The organism is Flagellimonas sp., from assembly GCF_965233845.1.
Classification (GTDB): Bacteria; Bacteroidota; Bacteroidia; order Flavobacteriales; family Flavobacteriaceae; genus Flagellimonas.
The window spans coordinates 1,121,094-1,147,267 of record NZ_OZ247584.1; the positions used below are offsets into that span (position 1 = coordinate 1,121,094).

At 43.2% G+C, this 26,174-nt stretch carries 10 protein-coding genes; 3 read left to right on the plus strand and 7 right to left on the minus strand.

Annotated elements, in window-relative coordinates; all coding sequences use genetic code 11:
- Nucleotides 1-4 precede the first annotated feature (4 nt).
- The 7 genes from ACO6S0_RS05120 to ACO6S0_RS05150 all read right to left on the minus strand — a co-directional run bounded on the left by ACO6S0_RS05120 (nucleotide 5) and on the right by ACO6S0_RS05150 (nucleotide 17,009).
- Nucleotides 5-856 carry a ThuA domain-containing protein gene (locus tag ACO6S0_RS05120; protein ID WP_422350922.1) on the minus strand — a complete coding sequence of 284 codons (852 nt, stop codon included), beginning with the start codon at nucleotides 854-856 and terminating at the stop codon, nucleotides 5-7.
- A gap of 137 nt (nucleotides 857-993) precedes the next feature.
- Complete coding sequence (locus ACO6S0_RS05125) at nucleotides 994-2,508, minus strand: TolB family protein (RefSeq protein WP_422350923.1); 1,515 nt, start codon at nucleotides 2,506-2,508, stop codon at nucleotides 994-996.
- A gap of 231 nt (nucleotides 2,509-2,739) precedes the next feature.
- On the minus strand, nucleotides 2,740-6,060 hold the full coding sequence (locus ACO6S0_RS05130) for a VCBS repeat-containing protein (RefSeq protein WP_422350924.1): 3,321 nt from the start codon (nucleotides 6,058-6,060) through the stop codon (nucleotides 2,740-2,742).
- Nucleotides 6,061-6,118: 58 nt separating this feature from the next.
- On the minus strand, nucleotides 6,119-7,522 hold the full coding sequence (locus tag ACO6S0_RS05135; RefSeq protein WP_422350925.1) for a Gfo/Idh/MocA family protein: 1,404 nt from the start codon (nucleotides 7,520-7,522) through the stop codon (nucleotides 6,119-6,121).
- Between the two features lie 172 nt (nucleotides 7,523-7,694).
- Nucleotides 7,695-9,368 carry a RagB/SusD family nutrient uptake outer membrane protein gene (locus ACO6S0_RS05140; RefSeq protein ID WP_422350926.1) on the minus strand — a complete coding sequence of 558 codons (1,674 nt, stop codon included), beginning with the start codon at nucleotides 9,366-9,368 and terminating at the stop codon, nucleotides 7,695-7,697.
- Nucleotides 9,369-9,393: 25 nt separating this feature from the next.
- A complete protein-coding gene (locus ACO6S0_RS05145; RefSeq protein ID WP_422350927.1) occupies nucleotides 9,394-12,510 on the minus strand; it encodes a SusC/RagA family TonB-linked outer membrane protein in 3,117 nt (1,038 codons plus the stop codon).
- Nucleotides 12,511-13,040: 530 nt separating this feature from the next.
- Complete coding sequence (locus tag ACO6S0_RS05150) at nucleotides 13,041-17,009, minus strand: hybrid sensor histidine kinase/response regulator transcription factor (protein ID WP_422350928.1); 3,969 nt, start codon at nucleotides 17,007-17,009, stop codon at nucleotides 13,041-13,043.
- A gap of 846 nt (nucleotides 17,010-17,855) precedes the next feature.
- Here ACO6S0_RS05150 and ACO6S0_RS05155 point away from each other — a divergent pair.
- The 3 genes from ACO6S0_RS05155 (at nucleotide 17,856) to ACO6S0_RS05165 (ending at nucleotide 26,025) form a co-directional block, all read left to right on the plus strand.
- Nucleotides 17,856-21,059: a SusC/RagA family TonB-linked outer membrane protein gene (locus tag ACO6S0_RS05155; RefSeq protein ID WP_422350929.1), complete on the plus strand. Its 3,204-nt coding sequence runs from the start codon at nucleotides 17,856-17,858 to the stop codon at nucleotides 21,057-21,059.
- A 14-nt stretch (nucleotides 21,060-21,073) separates the two neighbouring features.
- Complete coding sequence (locus ACO6S0_RS05160) at nucleotides 21,074-22,633, plus strand: RagB/SusD family nutrient uptake outer membrane protein (protein WP_422350930.1); 1,560 nt, start codon at nucleotides 21,074-21,076, stop codon at nucleotides 22,631-22,633.
- Nucleotides 22,634-22,725: 92 nt separating this feature from the next.
- The gene (locus tag ACO6S0_RS05165) at nucleotides 22,726-26,025 is read left to right on the plus strand and encodes a VCBS repeat-containing protein (protein ID WP_422350931.1); all 3,300 of its coding nucleotides are present in this window, start codon (nucleotides 22,726-22,728) and stop codon (nucleotides 26,023-26,025) included.
- Nucleotides 26,026-26,174: the final 149 nt, after the last annotated feature.

Genomic DNA, 26,174 nt, shown 5'->3' on the forward strand with positions numbered 1-26,174 from the left:
GTGGTTAATCTATTCCTTTTCCTGTGGCTGCATAATAAATACCTCCGTAGAGATGCTCCAAGAACCATCGGTTTTCATATGTTTTTTCAATATGTCCAAGGGCGGTATAGAAGGCACGTCCCCCGTCAAATTCGTGATACCACGATATGGGGTGAAGGTCGCCCATGCCCTTGCCAACACGGTCTACTTTTTCACCTGCGGCATTGGTGTCCCTATTGGCCCAAGTAACGTTTGGGTCAAAAGTGTTTTCATCCACCGTGATGAGATATTTCAGGCCTTCCACATTCTCTTTTCCAAATTCATACCATTCATCCGTCCACAGTAAAGTGTCGGGAAAGTGTTCAAGACCTGGAAAATTGTGATCAATGATCTTTAGCTTGGCGGTTTGCTGAACGGGATGTATATGGAACATCCGACCGACCAATTTTGTGTACCATTCCCATTCATATTCTGTATCGGAAGCGGCATGGATACCCACATAGCCTCCACCCGCCTTGATGTATCTTTCAAAAGCGGCCTGTTCTTCATCATCAAAGATATCGGCCGTAGTACTTAAAAATATCACCACATTGAAACCTTTGAGGGCATCATCGGTAATCTTTCTGGCCTCTTGTTGCCGTTTCAACTCAAAGTTGTGGGTAAGTGCCAGTTCTTCCATGGCCAATGTGCCATTAAGGATGGACTCATGGTGCCAACCCGCGGTCTCTGTGATCAATAGAGCCTTGAACTGTTTCTGTGCCATTATACATCCGGTAAAGAAAAAAAAGCAAAAGAAGGCAATGCAGATGCGAAGAAGTGAGGGAGTGAAATTAGTTTTAAAGTCGAATTTGGTAATAATACTTAATTTTTTGCTCATGATTTTGACAAATTTTGTTTATATAGAATTTTACTCTTAGAAATGTGAGAAGGAAAGTCATTGATTTAACCTTCCTCCTCACCGCAATTCAAACACGTTGGTAAAAAACTAAACTAAAAAAACTAAACTTAAAATCCTCACTTGCCCGAATTACTTACAAATGCAATATGTTTACTGTCTGGTGACCAAGAGTTCACATTGATGGTTCCCTGTCCTCCATACAAATAGGCTATGGTCTTGGGCGCACCCCCTGATACTGGCATCAAACGCAGCATTACCCGCTTGTAGGATGGATGCGAATTTAGTCTGATGTCAGGCATGAAAGAGATGAATGCGATCCACTTTCCGTCTGGTGAAATATGAGGGAACCAATCGTTGTATTCGTCAAAAGTGAGCTGTTCTTTTTGACTTCCATCAGGTTTCATGCGCCATAGTTGCATGGTACCTCCATTTTTTGATCCGTTGTAGTAGATATACTTCCCATCTGGGGAATACTCACATCCGTCAACGTGTTCCAATTTGCCATTATTGGTGAGCTTTATCTCATTTCCTCCGCGTATGGATTTTTTGTAGATGTCATAAACGTCAGAACCATTACGCTTGGCCACATAGACCAAGTCCCTGTTGTTGGGTGCCCACCCGTGCAGATAGGAGGGTGGCGTAGTGGTCACAGGTTTGGGCTCCCCGCCTTCAAGTGGGAGATAAAATACATTTGAACCGTTGCCGTCGTTGTGGCTAATGCCCAGAAGTTTTCCATTGAAGGAGATACAGTGGTCGTTGTTGAGCCTATCGGCAGTGCCAGTGTCCAATTTTTCCAGCTCACCACCTTCCACAGGTATGGTGTAGAGCGATCCTTCCATATTGAAAAGCAGTTCATCGCCTTTGGGCATCCAGTTAGGGGCCTCAAAACGACTGCTCTTTTCGTAGATGACCTTGCGTTTGCCATCAAATACGCTCATGGTCTCCAACCTACATCCTATCCAGCCTTCGGTACTTGGGTTGTAATCTTCCGCAACTGGTTGATCTATGCGTACGTTCCACACCTTGGCGGTTTCAATGACGTCATCTACGTGGGAACAAATGACAATGCCCAGCAAGGCTTCCTCGGGCATGAACTTCAATTTTTTGGTGCTGATGACCTGAAGGGGCTCTCCCTCATGGGCTGCCCTAACAATGAAAGTGTTTCCACGTCTTTCCAGTTGAATGATGTCATAATAGGATTTTGGGGCCCATACATCATCAAAAGGATTTTGCATGGCAGCTCCCCTGCGTTCTCTCCATTGGCCGGCAGTGAGGCCATCACCGTGTAAAAATCCACCAACCATGACCGAATTGTCATTTTCGGAAGCCCGGGCCATCCAACCTATTTTTCGGTGTACTTCATTAATGCCCTCAAATTTAAAATTGGCCGTTGCAATAAAATCGCCCTTGACCTTGTTGAAGAGATATCGATGTTCATCACGCTGTCCCCAAATATTATATCCTGCTCCCTTTATGGTATAGGTTTGGGAAGCTTCGTCATATGTAGCTGAACCTGCCAATTTGGGATTGCCGATGTCTTTGTTGTATTGGAATATGCCAATGGGATTTTCCTGGGCCAATGTTATCATGGATAGAAGAATACAGGAAAAAAGTGCAATTGTATTTTTCATAAGTCGAGAAAGGATTTTAATTAATCTGTCAGTTATTTTAGATATAACAATATTATGGCGTCCCTTTCCTTCCAAGGTTGAAATGCTGTTATTAAAGGTGGAAATAATATCTTTAATTCGATTATTTTGGGGTGTAAGAGTCAGTTAAGAAGGGTGATGCACTTTTGATTTTTTTGATGTCCACTTTCTGCATTGATGAATCTGTATGTCGTTATACCGGTACATTTGGGATCAAGGGAAGGAAGAGGAGGGCGAAAACAGTTGTAAAGGTCCTTGGTTATTGGCCACCACGACCTTAAATATGCCATCTCTTTTTATAACCCCCAATGTCTTCACATCATGGCCCATATTTATCCCACTGCTGGAATAAGAAAGTGGTTCGAACCCACATTTACCATCCCCCAAAAGCACTAAACCTATTCCGGCATCGTTGCGAGGGGTTTCTATTTCCGAGGCATATAGATTGCCACCGAGGATCACATCGAGCGTGCCATCTTGATTGAAATCCTCAATGATCACATCATTTATGGGCGACATTTGTGCCAAAAGAGGAAGCTCTCTTTTTTGATAGTTGCCCTTTCCTTGATTCGCCAATAGGATACTGGCAAAAGAGGTGACACTAAAATGCTGGGATTCTGCAAGGTTCTCCTTCCCATACACCTCTTCCAATGAAGCTTGTGCAAAGGAGTTGTAGTCCTTGAACTTCAACTGTATGGCCGGGATTTGCTCCGAGGAACATTGACGGCCCCTAACCGGGTATAGAATACCCTCGTTATAGTATCCCAAAGCCAAGTCGGTATTTCCGTTTTCATCAAAATCATTGGCATACAGATCAAAAGTGGCCTCTGGCGTTGCTTGATATTTGTAATTCAGTCCTAGATTGCCAGCTATAATGTCCATATCCCCATCCTTGTCAAAATCGGCACCATCAATGCTTGACCACCACCCTGTGGTATTCGCATATCCAAAATCAGCTGTCCTATCAATAAATTTTCCATCTTCATGGCTAAAGATGGTCAAGGGCATCCATTCCCCCACTACAACCAGGTCAGTGGTGCCATTTTGGTCAAAATCGGTCCAAAGGGCATCGGTCACCATACCCACATTTGATAGGCCTGGAGCGAGTTCCTCCGTAGCATTCTCAAATTTCAGTATACCTTGGTCCATTTGGTTGACCAGCAAATAACTTTGTCCGGGATTGGGATAGTTTTGTGGGGAGATTCTACCTCCCACAAAAAGATCTATGTCTCCATCTTTATCAAAATCACCCGGAATTACACGGGAACCGCTACCATTGATTGCAGGCAAAACCCCTTTTGATTTTTGAAATGTTCCATTGAAGTTCAAATACATCCTATCTTGGAACATTTCCTCGTTTGTGAACCCATTGCCCCCACTGACCACATAAAGGTCTTGGGTGCCATCGTTGTTTGCATCAAAGAAAATAGCCCCCAAATCCTCATATTTTCCGTCTTCTTCCCAAACCCCGTGTGTCAGCATAAAACTTCCATCGGGTTGTTGCAGGTACATGGCAGGAGGAAACCCGGCACCGTTTCCAATAAAAACATCTTCCAGTTTGTCTCCATTGACATCAGCAACAGCTAGGGCAGGACCAAAATTTGAAAGTTTATGAGGCAAAAGCACTTGCCTTCCAAAATCGTTGTATGGGTTTTCACTATGCCAGAATATGGTGTCAAATTGTTGGTTGGCCAAATGGAAAATTGGATTTGACTTGATGGGTAGTTTTTCTTGTTTTGGATTTTTGCCCTTTGCAAAGGTTAAGGTTTGATCGGCATCAATGTCCAACTTTATTTCGCGAGATCCATCGTTCCAATCCACTATCAAGGAATCGATTTTGTCACTTGTACCCAATCCAAAATGCAAAACAGGTTCCATATAGGATTGGAATCCCTTGGTCGGGTTTAAATGGCGATATTGGGTCTGTTCACCACTTTTCAACGTGATTTTTGCACCAACACCCATATGGTTTGGCTGTTCCGAAACTAATTTAACCCTGACATAATGGGCATCTCCGATCTGGGAGGTATTGTTCTGAAACACCCGGCAGACATCATCGATGTTGTTCACGACCAGATCAAGGTCGCCGTCATTGTCCAAATCACCATAAGCCGCTCCATTGGAAAAGCCTTTAAAGGTGAGCCCCCAATCCTCGTTTACTTTCTTGAACTGAATCCCATTGGTGTTCTTAAAAATATAATTATCGATTTTTTCCGAAGGCATTTTGTCCACCAAATCTACCAAGGAAGCTTCTTCCATATCCACATGGTCCTTTTCCAATTTTTTGAAAAAATCCTTGTTGTTGATCTCCCTTCGGGTACCATTGGTGATGAAAAGGTCTTTCCAACCATCGTTGTCAAAATCAGCTATGAGCGGTGCCCAACTCCAATCGGTTGAAGATATGCCGGCCATCCATCCAATATTTCCAAAAATGGGCAGTCCATTGGCATCAATTCCCTGATTGAGCTGAAAGGAATTGTACATGTACTGGTAGTGGAATCCGTGGTTGACCGTGCTCCAAAAAAGACCTATATTCATGCTTGCCATATTGGCTTTGGAACGGCGATTGTCCTCTGGGGCCATGTCCACTTGGATGAGGTCCAGCAATCCGTCATTGTTCACATCTTCGGCATCTGTACCCATGCCGTAAAACGAAATCTGTTTTGTGGTTTCATTGAGTTTGTCGGTGAAGGTGCCATCCCCATTATTGATGTAGAGGTAATCGGGTGTGCTGAAGTCGTTGGAAACATAAATGTCATCCCAACCATCATTGTTATAGTCCGCTATGGAAGAGCTTACGGACAGTCCAAAATTCAACAAACCGGCCTCCTTGGTAACGTTGGTAAAAGTGCCGTTACCGTTGTTGAGGTACAAATGGTCGCTCTTTTCCATGGTTGGGCGGTCCATCATCATCTTGTAGACCGTATTGGCCGTTTTAAAATCCGTTATGGGATAATTAATGACAAACAGGTCCAAATCTCCATCATGGTCATAGTCAAAAAATGTGGATTGAATGGATTGGCCACTGTCATCTAGGCCATATTCCTCTGCTTTCTCGGAAAATGTTAAATCTCCATTGTTGATGTAAAGCTGATTGTGTTTGTCTCCACTTTTTCCTGAAACACTAAGGTAAATATCCAGATAACCATCGGCATTGATATCCACAAGGCTTGCCCCTGTATACCATCTGGAATCACCACTTACCCCTGAGGTTTGGGTGATGTCATCAAAACTTAGGTCCCCCTGGTTCAAATAAAGCTTGTTCGCCACCATATTGCCTGTGAGAAAAATGTCTGCAAGCCCATCATTGTTGATGTCTCCAATGGCGGTTCCACCTCCCATATACATATATTGATATGTGAAGTAATTCAGGGTGTCACTTTCAGTAAGTTGATTGACAAATTCTATTCCTGTGGATTCACTGTTGAGCAGTGTAAATCTTTTTTGCTCTTCAGTTTGCGTTTGATCTAAACAGCCCAACAGAAGCAGGGGAACTGCCAAAATGAAGGCGCTTTTTACCAATGGATTGATCATATATCGATGTGGGATTTTATGTTATTATGGGTGATTCGAATCACCCGCCCCCATAACCTTAGACAAATTTCATGGCTTCTGGATCCCAATGTATGATTTTTTGTTCAAAGTAACTTTTGTTGGCCCCCAAGGCCGCAGCTGCTGCCCTGAATCCAAAAACGGCATCTTCTACCACAGTGCTTCCTGTGCGTATGGAATTGAAAAAGTTTGAAAAATGATCCTCGTGATCGCTGTAGTTATTACTGATCCGGAATTCCATTTCGCCACTTTCCGCCACACTTGCAGGAGGAGTGGGATATTTTTGTTTGTACCATTTTTCAAATTCTCTTCGGTTGGCTTCGTCAAAAGTGTCAAAGGAATCCCAACCATCATACCCAGGTTGATCGGACATTTTACTTTTAGTGACCCTCACAGATCTTCCTCCAACGGTCATTACTCCTTCGCTACCTACCAATCGGATTCTTCCGCCTCCACCGCCTCCATCGATAAAGTTTACCCTGATCTGCATATTGAAAGCAGGATGGCTTTCACTATCCGGATAGTCGTAACACCCTATCATCACATCGGGAACATCACGACCGTCTTTCCAGTAGCGCAGACCTCCTGTGGTATACATTTTGGAGGGGCCAGAAGAACCAATGACATAATGGATGCCCGAAAATAGGTGTATGAACAGATCGCCCGCCACTCCGGTTCCATAATCCCGGTAGTTTCGCCACCTGAAAAAACGGACGGGATCAAAGGCAATTTTTGGGGCATCCCCCAAGAATCTGTCCCAGTCAATGGTTTCTGGAGAGGCATCCAATGGGATGGAGTAATTCCATGCACCTAGGTTTGACTGTCGATCGTTCCAGGTTTCGGCCAATATCAATTTGCCGATTGCACCGGCCTCGTATAATTCTTTGGCTTTTTTGTAGACCAAAGAACTCACTCTTTGGCTGCCCACTTGGAAGACCTTGTTGTTTTTTCGTTGGTTTTCAATGACGGCCCAACCTTCCTCAATGTTGTGCACCATGGGTTTTTCACAGTACACCGCCTTGCCGTTATCCATGGCATCCATTGAAATGCGGTCATGCCAATGATCGGGAGTTGCAATGATCACTGCATCGACATCATCCCTTTTTAAAATTTCCCTGTAGTCGTTTGTAGTAAAGATCTCTTTGCCAAAAACTTCTTTGGTACTTTTTAGTCGCCCTTTATACAAATCGCAGGCGGCCACTAGTTTAACACCGGGTGTGGCAAGGGCTGCACGGGTATCGTTGAATCCCTGGATCCCCATTCCAATAGTGGCTATTTGGATGGTATCGTTTGCGGCATATTTCTTTTTAGGCGCATTAATGGGATAATATAATCTGTCCGTAGAGTTTCCCAACATTAAACTGGGAGTGGCCCCAGCCAATAATGCGGTCCCGGACAATTTTTTTATAAAGGATCTTCTTTGATTTGATTTTGTTTTTTTCATCAATAACTAAATTTTCATGTGAACCAAACTTTGATTGGCATTTACTATCAACTTTCAAGATAAAATATAGAGATGATCTCCCCGAAACATTCAGCATAAAACCTAAAGGGTGGAATTTCTATTGCAGACCACCCTTAGGTTTGTTGAAGAACTTTCTATGTTCTTTTCTATTTTACTGCCATTCAGGATTCTGTTCCAAAACGCCATTACTCAGGTCGATTGCCTCAATGGGTATTGGAAATACATTGTGTCTTGCCTGTACGGGAATTCCTAAATCTATCCCGGGAATGGTACGTTCTTCATTTGGGAAATAGGCATTCATGGTAGATTCCAAAACTCCCCAACGTACAAGATCGAAATACCTATGGCCCTCCATGCCCAATTCAAGTCTTCTTTCAAAACGAACAGCTTTTCTTGCAAAATCTTGATCGGGAAATGAACCATAGGGCTCCACTTGGTAATTTGTTGGGTCAATGCCGTCCACTGTTGGTACATAGGTCATGTTTTTGGCCCTGTTCCGCACTTGGTTCACATAGTTAAAGGCAGTGTCCAAATCGCCAGTTTCAACAGCTGCTTCAGCGGCCATCAACAACACATCTGCAAAACGGATGATGTTGTAGTTTATTCCGGATCTATCTTGGCCCCAGGGTCCACCTGTGGAACGTGCATCTGGTTCAGATGCCCTATAGGTATTCTTGGCAGCTAAGTAAGGTCCACCCGCAGATTGTACCCTTACCCAATCGAACCCAGGATTTCTTCCAAATCCATTGAAATCAATATCCCGTCTTCCTACAGTATAGTCCAATCTAGGGTCTAGTGGGCCACTGTGGACGGTAAAGGCTTCTTCTGACAAAACACCTTGATCATTGGTAACATCCGTCTGGTTCCAAGTATCCAATAATGGCAAACCTGTACCATCGGTTTGGAATGAATTTACAAGGTCCTGTGATGGTTGGTAAAAACCACAGCAGGTGTTCAAAGGGCCACCACCTGGATGGTTTAGAGCTCCCCCACGATTTCCATTATAGGAATCCCCACTATCGTTAAAAAATTGAATGCTGAAAACCGCTTCCACACCATTTTCGCCACGAAGGTTGAAATTGTCCACGAATTCGGGATGCAGTCCGTAAGGACCATTGTTGATCACATCCTGGAATATGGTGAATGCCTCGGAGAATTTTTGTTGATAGAGATATGCCTTTCCCAAATAGGCCTTGGCCGCCCAACTGGTTGCTCTTCCAACTTCAGCATTTGTTTGTGGGAGATTGTCAATGGCCGCTTGGAAATCCTCTTCGATTTTATCCCAAATTGGACCTGGATTTGGTTTATTGGGGTCGCTTAAATCCTCTTCGCTCAAAAAGGGAATATTGCGAAAAGTCTTCTGCAGTTCAAAGTTGAAATGCCCTCTCAAGAATCTTGCTTCGGCAATCTGTTGGGTAAGGTCAACTCCTTCTATCGCAGCTGCCTGCTCCAAAACGGCGTTTGCTCGGTTAACCCCAGCAAATGGCCCGACCCACTCATCCCTGATGTATGGATTGTTAGTGGCCCAGTCGAAATGTTCCAACAGGTAAAGTTCGTTTTGGTCACCATTTGTAGCCCCTTTGTGCGCATCATCGGACACCACATCAAACCACCAGTTATCTCCACTTGATCTATAGTCTTGTGTAAGGCCGAAACGGAACCCATCCAACATGGAATATGCTCCAATCAAAAGGAGATCGACCCCTTGTTCGTTGGCCAACGCATCGGAATTTAGACTTCCCTTTGGTGCGATATCCGTGAAATTCTCGGAACAAGAAAAAAGTATTGAGAAAACGCAAAGTGCTTTTACTATTATTTTTTTCATTTTAGTGAGTTTTAAAATTTATGGTTTAGAAGTTGAAGTTTAAACCTAAAATATAGGTTCTAGGTTGCGGAAATCGTCCATCATCAACTCCTATGGTCAAGTCGCCCGCAGGGGGGGTTGGATCATCTCCCGCAGCAGTTTGTCCAATTTCTGGCTCCGAACCATTATAATCGGTAATGGTGAACAGGTTGGTGCCCTGTACATAGATTCTGGCATTTGTGATGCTCAAGCTCGGAATTTCAAAGTTATACCCTACTTGCAGGTTTCTCAAACGTAGGTAGGAACCATCCTCAACAAAGTAGGAATTTGGTTGGGATTCATTGTTTCTGATACTTGTGCTCAATGCGGGAAGGCTGGCATCAGTATTGTTGGGCGTCCATGAATCTAGAACCCTGACGCTTCTGTTACTATTGAGGAATGTGGGGAAATCACTTTCAATCTTTGCAAAATGGTACAACTCATTTCCATGGACTCCTTGAAGGAACATTGTCAAAAAGAAGTCTTTGTAACTTAAATTGGCATTAATCCCATAAGTGAAATCAGGGTGTGGATCACCGAGTATGGTACGGTCATCGTCATTGATCACACCGTTTCCATCAATATCGCGGTAGCGGAACCTGCCCACACCGTCCTCTGGAGTGGCAAAGCCTTGGTCAGGTGCAGAGGAAACTTCGTTGGCATTTTGAAATATTCCTAGGACATCTCGGCCAAAATAGTAAGAAATGGGTTGTCCATTGCTACTTCTTGTTATTGTTCCTGATCTAAACACCGATCCATTCAAAAAAGCATCTGGGTTGTCCCCATTGACTTTTACAAGTTCATTTTTATATGCGGAAACATTTAGTCCTATATCCCATTTTAATTGGGAAGTTTGATCGGGGTTGTAATAGTTGACCGAGATATCAAATCCTTTATTATTTACTTCTCCTGCATTAATGAAGGCCGGATTGGCGTCTATAGCTGTAGAAGGCAATGGGCTGGCAATAATCATATCTTTGGTAGTATTGTTAAAATAATCCACCGATAAGCTCAAATTGTCATTAAAGAATCGGGTATCCACACCGATATTGAATTGGTTGGAACGTTCCCATTTCAAATCTTGGTTGCCCAGAGAGGACAATATGGCACCTGTTGCCACTGAAGCACCGCTGATGGGATAAAACCCAACTTCCTGTTGTGCTTCAAGAATGTTGACATCCGGATTGGGAACCGGGATGTCCTGGTTTCCAAGTTGGCCGTATGATGCTCTAAGTTTTAAATAGGTCAACCACGAATCTTCCGGTATGAAATTTTCTTCACTGATGACCCAACCTACACTGGTGGAAGGGAACAACCCTGTGTTGTTGCCATCTGCAAAACGTGAGGTTTTATCATGTCTGAGCGATACAGATGCCAAATATTTGTTTTTAAAGGAGTAATTGGCATTGAAAAGGAATGAGAACAAAGCACTGGATTCCCAGCGGCTGTCAATAAGAGAGGGAGTACCTGTACCGGCTCCCAAGATGAAAAAATCTGTATCTTCCAATAGGAAGTTCTGTACTCTTGTTGAAGTTATCCGAAAATCTTCTTTAACTGCCTCAATACCACCCAGTAGCTGAATATCGTGATTCCCAAAGGTTTTGTCCCAACGTAAAGTGTTGCTCCAAATCCAAGAGATTGCACGACTATGTGTTTCTGTAAGTGCATTGGTTTTTGGCTCAGGTGCTTCAGGGTTTGCCCGGGCAATATCATTTATCATATTATCTATGAAATTGAAACCGAATGTAGATTTTGCTGTAAACCCATCTAGAAATCTTACCTCGGTATAAATGTCCCCAATGACACGCATTGCTCTATCAAAGTTGTCTTTTCCACGAATCAATTCAGCTACAGGATTGGATACGTTGCTCAGTCCAGCGGCTGTTGAAGGACCTCCTCCTGCAAAATTTCCTGCTTCATCGTATATAGGTACCAGGGGAGGCATCCGCAGTGCATTACCAAGTTGGTTTTGGGCAAGCTGGTCTGTGAATCCGACACTCAAATGTTCTCCAACTCGAATATTGTCCAAAATATCAAATTCCGTATTGATTCTGGTAACAATACGCTCAAAGCCTGTTTCAAGCTGAATACCTTCTGCATTTTGATATCCTAGGGACATTAAATAACGACTTTTTTGGTTACCTCCGCTTATGGATAAGTCATAGTTCTGGATGATACCTGTCTGGAATATCTCATCCAGCCAACGGGTGTCACCACTTCGGGTAATCTTGTTGTTGTTGATGTCATAGGGCATAGTATCTGTTCCCCGAATGAATTCTGGAATCGTAGCTGTTGGACCATCGCCATATTGTGGATGGGTTGGTGTAACACCATCATTGTTGAAGCTTTCCCAAAGAACATCTCCCAGTTGTTGGGAATTCAATACGTCCTGAGTTTTGGCAACAGTTTGAAAACCAACATAAGAATTAAAACTAATAGAAGGCTTTTCATCCCGTGACCCAGATTTTGTGGTAACAATGACAACCCCATTCGATGCTCTGGCACCATAGATGGCAGCCGAGGCATCTTTGAGAACATTAATGGATTGTATGTCGTTGGGGTTGATTTGACTGAGTATATTGGCATCGGTGGTCTGCATGCCGTCTATAACCAACAAGGGGCCATTCTCATTGGTAGTACCAAAACCTCTTATCCGAATTAATGGCGTACTACCTGGTTGTCCGTCACCAACAACATGGACACCCGATGCCCTCCCTTGGAGTGCCTGACCCGCATTTTGAATGGGCACATCGAGGGCTTCTTCGGTATCCACCTGTACCATTGCTCCTGTCACCGTAGCTTTGGACTGTGTTGTATAACCCGTTATGACCACTTCATCCAATTGTCTTGCGTCTTCCTGTAAAGTGACATCAATTACCGAATTTCCATTCACGGCTATTTCCTGTGTGGTAAACCCGATGTACGAGAAAACCAAGGTGGCATCGCTACTGGCATCGATGGAGTAATTCCCATCAAAATCTGTTTGCGTACCGTTTGTGGTGCCCTTGACGATTACATTTGCCCCAGGCAACGCCATGCCATTTGCATCGGTTATTGTACCGGTAATTGTCAGCTGAACATCAGACTTTTTTAGACTTTCGTCCACAACTTCAACATTTGCCATTGTAAATTGAACACAAAGGCAAATCATCATTGATACGAGCCAGATTTTTCTTGATGATTTTTTTTCATTAGGCTCTATCCAATGACAGACTAGTTTTTGATCCATAATGATTTAAGTTTGTTAGTTAATTAAGGTTCACTACGGAAAAGCTTCCTTTTTTTGATACAGGGCACATGGGCCATGATCACCGAAAGACTTCCATAAGTTAGTTTTGTGAAAGTAATTGTACTTTGTACGGAACAGGTCGAATAACAGTTATAAGAAGTCGAATTATTGTCAGAACGATATTTTTAAAAATAACATACTGATTTTCAATATATTAAAAATAAGAACAAGGGTTTCCCCGAAGAATTTTAAGGTATGGCGATGTTTGGAAATAGGAGCGAAATACTGTTGATGAATCTTGCTTGATTGAAATTTCTGACAATAGGTTTTCCTTTCTTCTACTGACCTTTTACAATCAAAAAGGGTTTCCTGAATGAAAAAATTGTACTATGCCAAAATCTATTTTGGTATTTGGCCATTTTTGGTCATTCATCATTTTCAGCGGAAGGGATTACGTGGCTTTTTGATGGGCTTTTTCTTTTATTGGCAACAAAGGAAGAGGGGTTTTCCCCATAATATTTTTTGAACAAGGTTCCAAAGTACTTGGCATCCGAGAATCCAACGTTGTAGGCAACCTCACTGACATTGTAATCATGTTCCAACAGCATTCTCCTGCCTTTTTTCAGGCGTATGGTGCGCAGGAACTCATTTGGGGATACATCCATTAGGGCCTTGAGTTTATGGTAAAAAGACGTTCTGCTCATGCCCATGGCCTCACACATGTCCTTGATGGTAAAATTGGGGTCACTGAGGTTGTCTTCCACCAATTGGGTAAGGTCGGATATGAATTTATCGTCCAATTCATTGGAAAATTGAATCTCTTCCTCTGTTTCGTTAAAGATCAGGAACTTACGTTTCAATACCTGCCTGTTGTGCAACAGGCCTTCAATCTTGCTCAATAAGAGTTCATAGTCATAGGGTTTGACAATATAATCGTCAGCCCCACATTCCAAACCTTGCATAATACTTTCTTTTGACCCTAACCCAGAGAACATGATAATGGGCACATGACAGGTTTCAATGTTCTTTTTAAGGGCCGTGCATAGTTGGAACCCATTCATTTTTGGCATTAGGATGTCGCAAAGGATAATGTCCGGGAGGTTGTTCTTAATAATTTTTTGTGCGGCAAATCCATTGCTTGCCGTAATTACATGATAGGTGTCCATTAATCTGTTCCTGCTATATTCCATCAAATCTAGATTATCCTCCACAATGAGGACAGTCTCTTTATTATTGGAAATGGGTTGATCTTGTTCAGGCAGAATCATTTCAAGTAGTGGATTTTCGCTGTCTTCCAAGCTGGTCAAAGGTTTGAAAGGGAACTTAACTGAAAAGACCGATCCTTCGGGAGATGATTTGACCAAGGATACATTGCCATTGATCAATCGGGCCAGATCGCGGGCCAGAACCAATCCCACTCCAGTACCAATACTTCCGGATGTCTGAACATTATTGGCCCTGTAGAACAATCTGAATATTTTCTTCCGCTCTGCCACGGGAATGCCTATGCCGGTATCCTTGACCAATATTTCACATCTATTGTCCTTTACTTTAATCTCAACAACTATTTTACCACCCTTCAAAGTATATTTTATGGCATTGGAAAGCAGGTTACCTATGATTTTATCCAGAATGCTTTCATCAGATTCGATAAATAAAGTGGTCAGATCGGTCTTCAGTTCCATTGAAATGTTCTTCTTATCGGCCAATATTTTGAAGGCGAACATTTTATCCTTTACCAACCATATCAGGTCCATAGGTTGTGGGTTAACAGTATTTTTATTGGTCTCCAGCTTTCTGAAGTCCAAAAACTGAATCAGTTGCATGTGCACCTTTTCCGCATTTTTAAGGGCAATGTCCAAGTTCTGTTTGATAGGGGTCCCCATGGACATATTTTTGATCAAGTCTTTTAGCGGTGCCTTTATCAGCATTAATGGGGTTTTTATTTCGTGGGCCATGTTGGCCAAATATTTCAGTTTGCTCCTGGAATGGTTTGTCAATATCCATAATCTATAGGAATATAGGATCAATCCAAGCAAAATGAGCAAGAGCAATGTATATAATCCATAGGCCCAAGGGGTCCTCCAAAAAGGGGGATTTACGATCAGGGCAATTTGTTTTACCGGGGCCAACAGTTCATCCTTCTGCCCGGTTATCTTAAGCTTAAAGACATATTCCCCTGGATTTAGGTTGGTATAGCTTGCTACTTTGGATTCGGGATTGGTTATCCAATGCTCGTCAAAATTTTCCAATTTCCAATGGAAAATACCCTTGTCAAAGTGCATGAAATCAATACTGGTAAAACCAAATGAAAAGGAATTTTGGCTGTAATCAAGCTCAATGGTCTCCGTATAATTTAAAAGGGTATCAAGAGGTGATTTGTTTCCGGGAAGCACTTGTTTATGATTGAGATAAAAGTCAGTGAACAATATGGTTTTTTTTGATTCAATGGGCTTGATTTCGCGGGGATCGAAGGTTATGACCCCATCATTGGTGCCAAAATAAATGTTCCCATTTTTGTCTGTTAGGGCGGCATCATAATTGAAATCCACTGATGTCAATCCGTCTGATTTTGTAAAATTGTTGACATTGAACGAATTGTCGATTTGGGATAGCCCTTTTGAGGTACTTGCCCAAATAGTATTGCTGCTTGAGGCAAGGGCAAATATCCGATTGGAAAGTAATCCGTCCCCGGTGGTGAGCCTTCTAATGCTTTTTTTGAACAGATTGATCACAAAGAGCCCTTCATAACGGGTGCCTACCCATAGTTGTTTGTTCTTGTCCATGACCAAACTTGAGATCATTGCAGACTTCAGGTGCGAGGTATTGATGATGGGGAGATTTTTTAAACGGCCACTTTTGGTGTCCAAAAACCTAAGTCCGGTGGATGTGCCTATGGCCAATAAATCCTGTCCGACATTTAATATGGTCTGGACGTTGCCTATTTCTGCCGGATAATGGCCCAAGATTCCGGTTTTTAAGGAATAGTGGTAAATACGTTTGGTCTCGTCTTCGCTGAACCAGATATCATCACCTGTGCCTGCATACATTTTGTTGGCGTTTACAGATTTGAGGCGAGGATCATAATTTTTTGTGCTTTTGTAGTTTAATTTTTGGATTTCTTTGAAGACAACGGTGGAATCAGTATAGGAAGTGGCCCAGATATTGTTATCCCTATCCACAGAAATGGACCTTGAATTGGACATATGGTTTTCCCCATTCAAATTTATTTCCAAGTGAGTCCATTTGTCCAAAGCCCTATCCCAGATACTGATGCCCTTATCGGTGCCAAACCCTATAATTCCAGGGGCTACGTTGAACAATTGGAGGACAACGTTATTTCTCAAGGAATTGTTCTTGTAGAGATAATGGCGAATGGTCTTGAAATTTAGATTCCCGGGACTGTAAACATTTAGACCACCCCTGAATGTTGCCACAAAAAAGACATTGGAACTGCTTCGGAAAATATCATGTACGGATGCAGAGCTTAGGGACTCGGTATCGTTTTGATGTGGCGTGATCTTTCCAACTTCCTTTTCTTTGGTCAGATCCCAAATCAAAAGCCCTTCCCCGTCAATGCCCACTATAATTTCATTGGCGGAAAAACGTACGATGCTCCTAACCTTGAGCCCTTTATACTCTGAAAGGCCCTTGGGCATGGAGAACTCAAAGTTGACAAGGTTGAAAGAACACAGCCCCAACTTGTTGGACCCTACCCATAATCGATTGTTCTCCTTTTCGAAAAACAATGAGGCTATCTGTGAACCCCTTAAGCCCGTATTTTTATTTGGGGTCTCATCCAAAAGGTTGAACAAAATGTTCTTGTTTGGATCCAGTACATAAATTCCGTTTTCCGTCCCCAGATAGTAGTTGTTTGAATCATCCTGTATGATTGAGGAAGTCCTTGTTTCCACTCCCTTTAGTTTATTGGTAAGCTTTGCGTCGGGGTCAAAAACATAAACGCCTTTATAGGTGCCGATCCATAATTTGTTCATGTGGTCGATGTAAAAATCATTTACCTCTTGCTCCGGGCTTTCCCTTATGGTATGATATAGGACGAATTCATCCTGTTGGGACTCATAACGATATAAAAGCCCTCCGAGGGTAATGAGCCAGATTCGATTGTCTGAATCTATGTTGATATGGTACTCCACATAGTTGGCGGTCCGATATTCATATAGTTTGGGCAGGTTGTAATGCTTAAAATCCTTACCGTTAAAACGATCTACCCCTTCTTCCGTGGCAATCCAGATAAATCCTTCTCTGTCTTCGACCGATGAAAAAACAGCATTGCTGCTCAGCCCTTCACTTACCCCAAATTTTTGAAAAGTGATATTCTCTACATTTTGGGAGTACAACAATGAGGTTAGTAACGGGAAGAATGTTAACTTCAAGAACATTAGTGTTCTCTTCCCATACATTGAAAGTTCGTTGATACTGAACATAATTATTGATGCATACTGGATTTGAAATCTTTTTGAACCACTTAAAAACAAACGCGCCAAAGACTTTTTACGAACCTGGCCAAAAGATCAAAAGGCCTTGGTTCCGTAGTATAGGGCAAGGTTAAAGATATATATTAAATTGAATATCAAGAAAGTCGCCTCCTCTGACATTGACATTTTTAATGGATCATCGAATTTGACCAAAGCGAAGACATAGGTATTAAAAGAATCTTTGTGTGGATGCTAGCACTGGATTTTTTGTTGTTTTTTCCCTAAAAATAAGGTTACATTACATTGGCCCCAAGAATTTGAATCTGAATGAAAGGGTATTCAATTCGGGGAAAGATAGCCCCTTAAAACTTTGTTGGAACCTCAAATATTGATGATTGAGACAAATTTGTACCAATGTCCACTATCTAAGTGACATTTTGTTTATGAAAGCTATTAGGATTGAGAGGTTCGGGTTGATTTTGTCGGTGTGTCCTTTACACACCAAAATCAACGCTTTGGGCAATGACTGGAAAGCGACATCCCCATTTCCACGTTGGATTCCGTGTTGTTTGGTAAACATGAATGGACATAGATGTAATGCAAGAAGTAGGTTGTGCAAGTAAAAATCGTATTAACAAATGATTAAATTTTGTTAATCTTCTGATAATACATGTTATACATTTGGGATATCTAAAAAAAATGTTCCAAAAAATGCGAATATGATGTTTTAAAGAAAAACTTCAAGGGTCGTTTTTTGGTCTAAGAGTGATTATTTAATAGCGAACCTGATAACTCAAAAAGATTATGAAAGAACCTTTTTTTAAAAAGATTATTTTGCTGCTGGCTTTGGTGGTATGTGCTTTGGGGTATTCCCAACAACACATTACTGGTACCGTCTCCGATGTTGAAGGAGTGCCATTGCCCGGTGCCAATGTTGTGGTCAAGGGCACCACCAACGGTACCACTGCGGATTTTGATGGTAATTATGCCATTGATGATGTGCAACCCGGGGCCACTCTGGTGTTTTCCTATATTGGTTACACTACACGTGAAATCCGTGTCAATGGGCAAAGTGTTGTAAATGCAAACCTACAGGAAGACCTTGAAAACTTGGACGAAGTCATTGTGGTGGCCTATGGAACAACCACCAAAAAAGACTTGACCGGTGCTGTCGGTGTCGTCAGTGGCGAGGATTTGGCTAAGTTCCCGACCTCCACTATCGATCAGGCCCTTCAAGGTAGGACGGCAGGGGTACAAATCGTATCCAACTCGGGGGCACCCGGTGCTTCTGTTGCGGTGAACATACGGGGTACAGGAACGTTCACGACCTCTACGCCTTTATATGTGGTCGATGGATATCCTACACAGGACATATCCTTTTTGAACCCAAACAACATACAATCCATATCAGTTCTAAAGGATGCTTCGGCCGGGGCCATTTATGGTGTTAGGGCGAGTAATGGGGTCGTGATCATCGAAACCAAAAAGGGTACATCGGGAAGGGTGACCTTCGAAGTGGATACATGGTCAGGTTTTAGGTTCGAACCCAAATTTTTGGATGTATTGGATGTACAGACCTTTGCGGACTTTGCCGTGGCCCTCTCCCAAGAGAATAACGGACCTGACGAGCCCAATGAACAATTGACACCCTTTCCAGGATGGAGCGATCCTGGCAGCCTTACCAATGTGAATTGGCAGGATTTTGCGTTTAACAGTGGCTTTAGGACCTCCACCAATATAACCGCTAGGGGTGGTGGGGAGAATTCACGCTTTTCCTTTACCGCAGGTCTGATTGATGAGGATGGGGTCGTTGTTGGCTCGTCTTATCGCAGATATAATGCAGGATTGAACGGTCAGTTCGATGTGACCGATAAGTTTAGGGTCAAGGGGGATATCAAATATGCATACACCGAAAGTGTTACAAAATTGAACCAAGGTTACTATAATATTGTTAAATTGTTGGGCAATGTGCCCCATTTGGCCGAAGCCGATGCGGTTAACATGCAGGGAGGAACCAATGGGACCAATCTGCCATACGATGGCAATGGCAATTATGGTGGATTTCCGGATATAGCACTGCAAACCTTTCGTGGAAGCGAAAATGTTATTGGAAGGGCCCTTCAGAACGACCAAGAGAACGGCAATACCAATGTCTTTGTGAACCTTGGGCTCGAGTATGACATTTTTGACGGATTGATGGCAAAACTCAATCTTGGGGGCAATTCAAATACGTTCTATGCTCAGGACTTTTTCCCGGAATATTATCGTAGCTCAGTGGCCGTCGACCTTCGTGGGGATGCCATTTTTGATGTTCAGACCAACTACAGTAATGAGTTCTTGGGAGAGGCTCTTTTGGAATATAAAAAAGAGTTTGGAAAGCACTCCGTTAGTATCTTGGGAGGTATTTCCGCACAACGAAACTATTTCAAGCGAGTACGAACCCGGGCCGCCGGTTTCTTGAACAACGAGATACGTGATATTTCCCAGGCCTCGGATGTGCAGGCTTTGGAAGGATATAGGACCCGAAGGACATTGGCCAGTCAGTTTGGTCGGCTGAACTACAACTTCAATAGTAAGTATTATGCCACGGCGACCATCAGAAGGGATGGTGTTGGAGATACATTTGGGCCGAACAACCTTTGGGGTGTTTTCCCTTCTTTTGCGGCGGGATGGAACATTGACGAGGAAGGCTTTATGGACAACAGTGCATTTGACGTTTTGAAACTGAGAGGTAGTTGGGGTGAAACGGGTAGTTTCTTTGGAATAGATCCATTTCAGTTTGCTGTATTCTATTCTGCCGGAAATGCCAATAATGATGCCAACTACGATTTTGGTGGAACAACATCCCCAGGACTCTACCCCTTGGTATTGCCGAACCCGGACTTGAAATGGGAGGCACAGATACAGACCAATGTTGGACTGGAAGCTGAGCTTTTCAATCAAAGCCTCTACATTACTGCGGATTGGTTCAAGCGTGAAGCGTCTGATTTCCTTTTCAGGGAACCCATCCCAATACAGAATGGTTTTGGTTTTAGGGCAGTAAATTCAGGGAGTGTGGTCAACAAAGGGGTCGAACTTTTGGTGGGCCATCGAAAAAGTCAAGGAGACTTTACATGGGATGTTTCAGCAAATGTGACCTTTCTGGACAATGAAATTACTGAATTGACTTCCCAACAGGATTTTGTAGTGCTCAACTCGGAATTCGTCCCTAGTTTCAGTACCGCCAACTTTTGGTTCGGTCTGACCCGATCTGAAGTGGGTGGAGAGGTTGGGTCCTATTATGCCTTTAGAGCAGATGGGCTTTATCAGACCCAAGCAGAAGTAGATGCGGACAATGCAAGTGCCCAAGCTGCGGGGTTTGATTTTTACCAATCCGAAGACACTTCGCCCGGGGACCGTAGATTCAAGGATTTGAACGGTGATGGACGTGTCGATGGTGATGATAGGGAAATCATTGGTAGTCCAATCCCAGATTTCTTTGGGGGACTGAACATGAATTTCAGCTATAAGAACTGGGATATTGGCATCGACCTCTATGGCTCCTACGGGAGTGAGATCATGAATTTCGTTAGGTTGGAGTTGGAAACGGCAGGAGGTTATGGATTGGCCGATGCCTTTACCAATATTGGAAGGAATTATTATGAAAACAGATGGACCGGACCAGGGACCACAAATACCTATGCCAGGGCAATAGGAAACGATAGTCAAATACAGAACGGTAGGGCGTCCGATTATTTTATGGAGGACGGCTCCTTTCTAAGGTTGAGAAATTTAAGGGTGGGTTATAATCTGCCTACTACTTTGATTGAAACTTTGGGCATGAACAGTGCCAGGGTGTACTTAAGTGGTCAAAATCTTATTACGTGGACCGGTTATTCAGGCTATGATCCAGAGGTAGGGCAAAATGCCGATATCAACGGAGTGAACAATGTCCAGACCAGAGGTATCGATGCTGGGCAATATCCAATTTCACCTTCTTTCACGGTAGGTGTGAACGTACAATTCTAAAAAAAAAAAGAGTTATGAAGAAAAATAGGTTTTTAGGAATTTTAGTGCTGATCATGGCCATTGGGACCATGATCTATAGCTGCGACGATGAAATGTTGCAAGATCCCAAGACAGATGGGGTCAGTGACGCAACTGTTTTTACATCTGAATCAACGGCCATTGCAACCGTTACGGGTGTTTATGATGCTTTTCAAGGTGCATATGGGGGTCCTGACGGAATACCAAATGAGTACAATACCAAGGCCATCCATACCATTGATAGATTGACCCAAGATTGGAAGGGAAATGCCACTGATGAGGAGTACAGGGACTTTGAATTGAACCCTGACAATGAGATATCCAATAAAATGTGGCCGGTGCACTACTATGGAATCGGTCGGGCCAATGTGGTGTTGTACAATCTTCCACCGGCAATAGAGGCCGGTTTTATCAGTGAAGACCTGGGAAGCAGGTTGATCGGGGAGGCCTTGGTCTTGCGAAGTATATTTTATTATTATTTGACCGCTTCCATGGGAGGAGTGCCCTTGATATTGGAACCCAATACAGGTGATTCTGATTTTTTTGCACCACGAAATACCGAAGAGGAAGTTTGGAACCAATTGGCTCTGGATTTAGAGGATGCGGCTCCAAGATTGCCATGGAGCTATGATACGGAAAAAGGTAGGGTTACCCGAGGCACGGCATATGCCATGTTGGGAAGTGTTTATATGTGGCTGGGCCGTTATGACGACGCCGTTGATGCATTTGAACAGTTGGAGGGACACTTTTCCCTTGAGCCCAACTATCTGGATATCCATGCCCTTGCCAATAAGAATGGTGTTGAGTCATTGTTTGAGATCCAGTTCAATGATGAGGGTAATCTAGGATGGGAAAGAAATGAGGAAAAAACGTTTCTTCAATCCTTTAATATGCCCAATGAAATCAATGGAGGCTGTTACGGGGGAATTCCAACGGAAGCATTATATGATTCATTCGAAGCAGGTGATCTAAGGAGGGACTACACCATCATCCCACCAGGGGGAGAACATCCAGATCCACTGATCAACATCTCGGATTATCCAAATGTTCAGGCCAACTATGGTGGAATCAATACTTGTGGGACTGTGGATGAACCTTGGTTGGGTACCGATGGATCCGTGGGAAGAACGGGCTATTATGGAGTGAAAACTTGGCGTAACCCACTCATAAGTGGTTGGAACGGGCCAAACATTTTTGGGGGTCAAAACCATATCTGGTTGCGATACGGGGAGGTTTTGATAAGTCTTGCCGAGGCATACCATAAAAGTGGGGATGATGGTATGGCCATGCAGACATTGATGAGGGTACGAAACCGTGCATGGGGAGGTTCTGCCCCGACTCCAACAGGGGATATGATGGATATCATCTTACAGGAATACCGACATGAGCTTGGAGGAGAGTTCTCCCTGTGGCTGTGCCTCAGAAGGACCGGTGAAGTGGATTCGTATATGCAGGATGTGTTCGGTATAACCATTCCACCTGGCCGTGATCTATTACCGATCCCCAGGACACAGATTGACGTTAACCCAAATTTGGAACAAAATCCGGGGTATTAAGCCTGTTTATTATTAAAGATTGAACAAGGACTTTGGATGAAAATTCAAAGTCCTTGTTAGCTTTGGAAAGTCGTTTGATAAAAAATTGATGTATGAAAAGGATACTCTTTCTTTTGGCTTTGATATTTGCCTTTTTTTCCTGTAAAAGACAAATACAGGATAGTGATGGTGTTCAATTTACACTACTTTCACCTGAGGTTACCGGCGTACCGTTTTCCAATAACATCCAAGAAACGGACAGCCTCAACTATTTTACCTACCCCTATATGTACATGGGCGGTGGTGTATCAGCCGGAGACATCAACAATGATGGCCTTGTCGACCTGTTTTTTACCGCCAATATGGAATCAAACCGTCTCTATCTGAACAGGGGAGATTTCAAGTTTGAGGACATCACCGAAAAAGCCAATATGGTGGGTGATGAAAGATGGTATACGGGCAGTACCATGGTGGATATCAACAATGATGGCTATTTGGATATCTATGTGAGTGTATCGGGCAAGGGTGATGTCCGCAATAATGTCCTCTACATCAACAACGGGGACCTTACTTTTACCGAAAAAGCAAGTGAGTATGGCATTGATCACAATGGGCATACCACCCAGGCCACCTTTTTTGACTATGACAACGATGGAGATCTGGACCTTTATCTGGCAAATTATCCGCCTACCCAATTCAACAGCCCAGTGGAGCTCTATGCATTCCGAATGAAGAATCCCAGGATCGAGGCCTCCGATATTCTATTTCGAAATAACGGTGACGGCTCGTTCACCGATGTTACCTTGGAGGCGGGAATATTGAATTTTGGGCTTTCGCTCAGTGCAACGGCAGGCGATTTCAACAATGACGGATGGCAGGACATCTACGTTTCCAATGATTTTGATTCGCCTGACTATTTTTATGTGAACAACCACGATGGAACATTTAAAGAGGTTTCACAAACTGCCTTGAACCATACTTCGCAATACGGTATGGGTACGGATGTGGCCGACTACAATAATGACAATCTCTTGGATTTTGGCCAAATGGACATGACCCCAGAGGACAATAAAAGGTCCAAGGCCAACATGGGGAGCATGAACCCCGCCCTCTTTACCAGAATGGTCAATTATGGGCTGCACCACCAATACATGCAGAACAGCCTCCAGCTTAACCGTGGTGTGGACAGTGAGGGCAACTTAAGATTCAGTGAGGTTTCAAGAATTTCAGGATTGGCGACCACGGATTGGAGTTGGGCCATCCTGTTCTCCGATCTGGACAACGATGGCTGGAAGGATATTTTTGTGTCCAACGGAACCCGAAGGGACATCAACAACAAGGACTACTTCAAAAAATTAAGTGCCAAATTGAGGTTCAACAAAGCGCTTTCCTCGGATGAGATTGAAAATATCCCCTCAGAAAAAATAAGCAATTATGTTTTCGCCAATAAAGGCGATTATTCCTTTAAAAATGTGACCGAGGAATGGGGCATGGACAACAAAACATTTTCCAATGGTGCCCTGTATGCCGATTTGGACAACGACGGCGATATGGACCTGGTCATCAATAATATTGATGAACCGGCATCCATTTACAGAAACAACAACAGTGATGGCCACAATTTTTTAAAGATCAGACTGAAAGGGCCTTCCAAAAATAAAAATGGCATAGGTTCCAGGGTATTTGTACGGACAGATTTGGGAGAACAAATGCAGGAACTGACCCTTACAAGGGGATTTCAGTCCTCGGTGGCACCAGAATTGGGCTTTGGTGTGGCAGACCAAAAAGAAATAAAAGCCGTAAAAGTGATCTGGCCCGATGGGAAAATATCACTCAGGAAAGGATTACAGGCAAATCAAGTGCTGACCTTTGATCATAAAGATGCCCAAATGGCAGAAGAAAAGGAGATATCCAAGGAAAAACTGTTCAATACCTATTCTTTGGACAAGCTGTCCATTGCCTTCAAGCACTCAGAAAATCCGTATGACGACTATGAAAAAGAACCTTTGTTGCCACATCAAACATCCATGTTGGGACCGGGCTTGGCCGTAGGTGATGTGAATAATGATGGGCTCCAGGATCTCTATATCGGCGGGGCATCGCAGCAATCAGGGGCCCTGTTTGTACAGACCAGGGACGGTAAATTTGTGGAGACCAATAAAAGAACATGGGCTTTGGATAAAGAAGCGGAAGACATGGACGCCGTATTTTTTGATTCGGATGGGGATAAAGATCTGGATCTTTATGTGGTGAGCGGGGGAAATGAGTTTGAGGCCGGTTCGCCCCAGTTCCAAGACAGGCTTTACATAAACGATGGCAAGGGAAATTTCACAAGATCGGAAAACCTATTGCCCCAAATGCCCACCAGTGGGTCAAGGGCAATACCCGCTGATTTTGACGGGGATGGCGATATAGATCTTTTTGTTGGCGGCAGATTGACAGCAGGACAATACCCTTGGCCCACCAAAAGCTACCTGCTTCAGAACAATGATGGCGTTTTTGAAGATATGACCAACAGTTTGGCTCCAGAATTTGAGAACTTGGGCATGGTCACCGATGCCATATGGACCGATTTTGATTCCAATGGCACTTTGGACTTGATCATTGTTGGGGAATGGACCCCCATCATGTTTTTCTCCAATACCAAAAATGGTTTCAGCAATGTAACCCATACTACCGGGTTGGAAAATACGGAAGGATGGTGGTTCAGTTTGGTGCAGGAGGATTTTGACAATGATGGCGACATGGATTATGTTGCCGGCAATCTGGGCCTGAACTATAAATATCAGGCCACGGCAGAGGAACCTTTTGAGGTTTTTGCCGATGACTTTGATCACAATGATAGAAAGGACATTGTATTGAGCTACTATAATTTTGGCAAGATTTTCCCAGTCCGTGGAAGGTCTTGTTCATCACAACAAATTCCATCCATCACACAAAAATTTGAAGATTACAACTCGTTTGCTTCGGCAGATTTGGTCGAGGTTTACGGCAAGGAAGAACTGGAATCCGCAGAAATCCACTACAAGGCCAAAACATTTGCCAGCAGTTATATTGAAAATTTGGGGAACGGTAGGTTTTCCATTAGCCAACTGCCCAATGAGGCCCAGTTTTCATCAGTGAATGGAATCCTTGCTAAGGATTTTGACCAAGATGGGTTCAAGGACCTGTTGTTGGCCGGAAATTTATATGTATCGGAAATAGAGACCCCTAGGAACGATGCTTCATATGGCACCTACCTTAAAGGGGATGGCAAGGGTCACTTCCACCCAGTATCCAACATGGAGAACGGTCTTTTTCTGGGAGGAGATGTCAAGGATTTGGCCTATATTGATGTAGGGGGCAATAAATTTGTGATTGCGGTAAAAAACAATGATTTTCCGCAAGCGATTCAATTAAAGTATATACATTGAACCAGTATTGGTCTTGAGGCAAAAGGGCCCGCCCATACTAACATATAGCCTTTTTACTATAGAAGATTGATTAAAAAGTATCAAAGGCAATTAATGTTAAGATTTATTTTTGTGAAAGGATTGTTAAAGACAGCTTTATTTGATCAAAA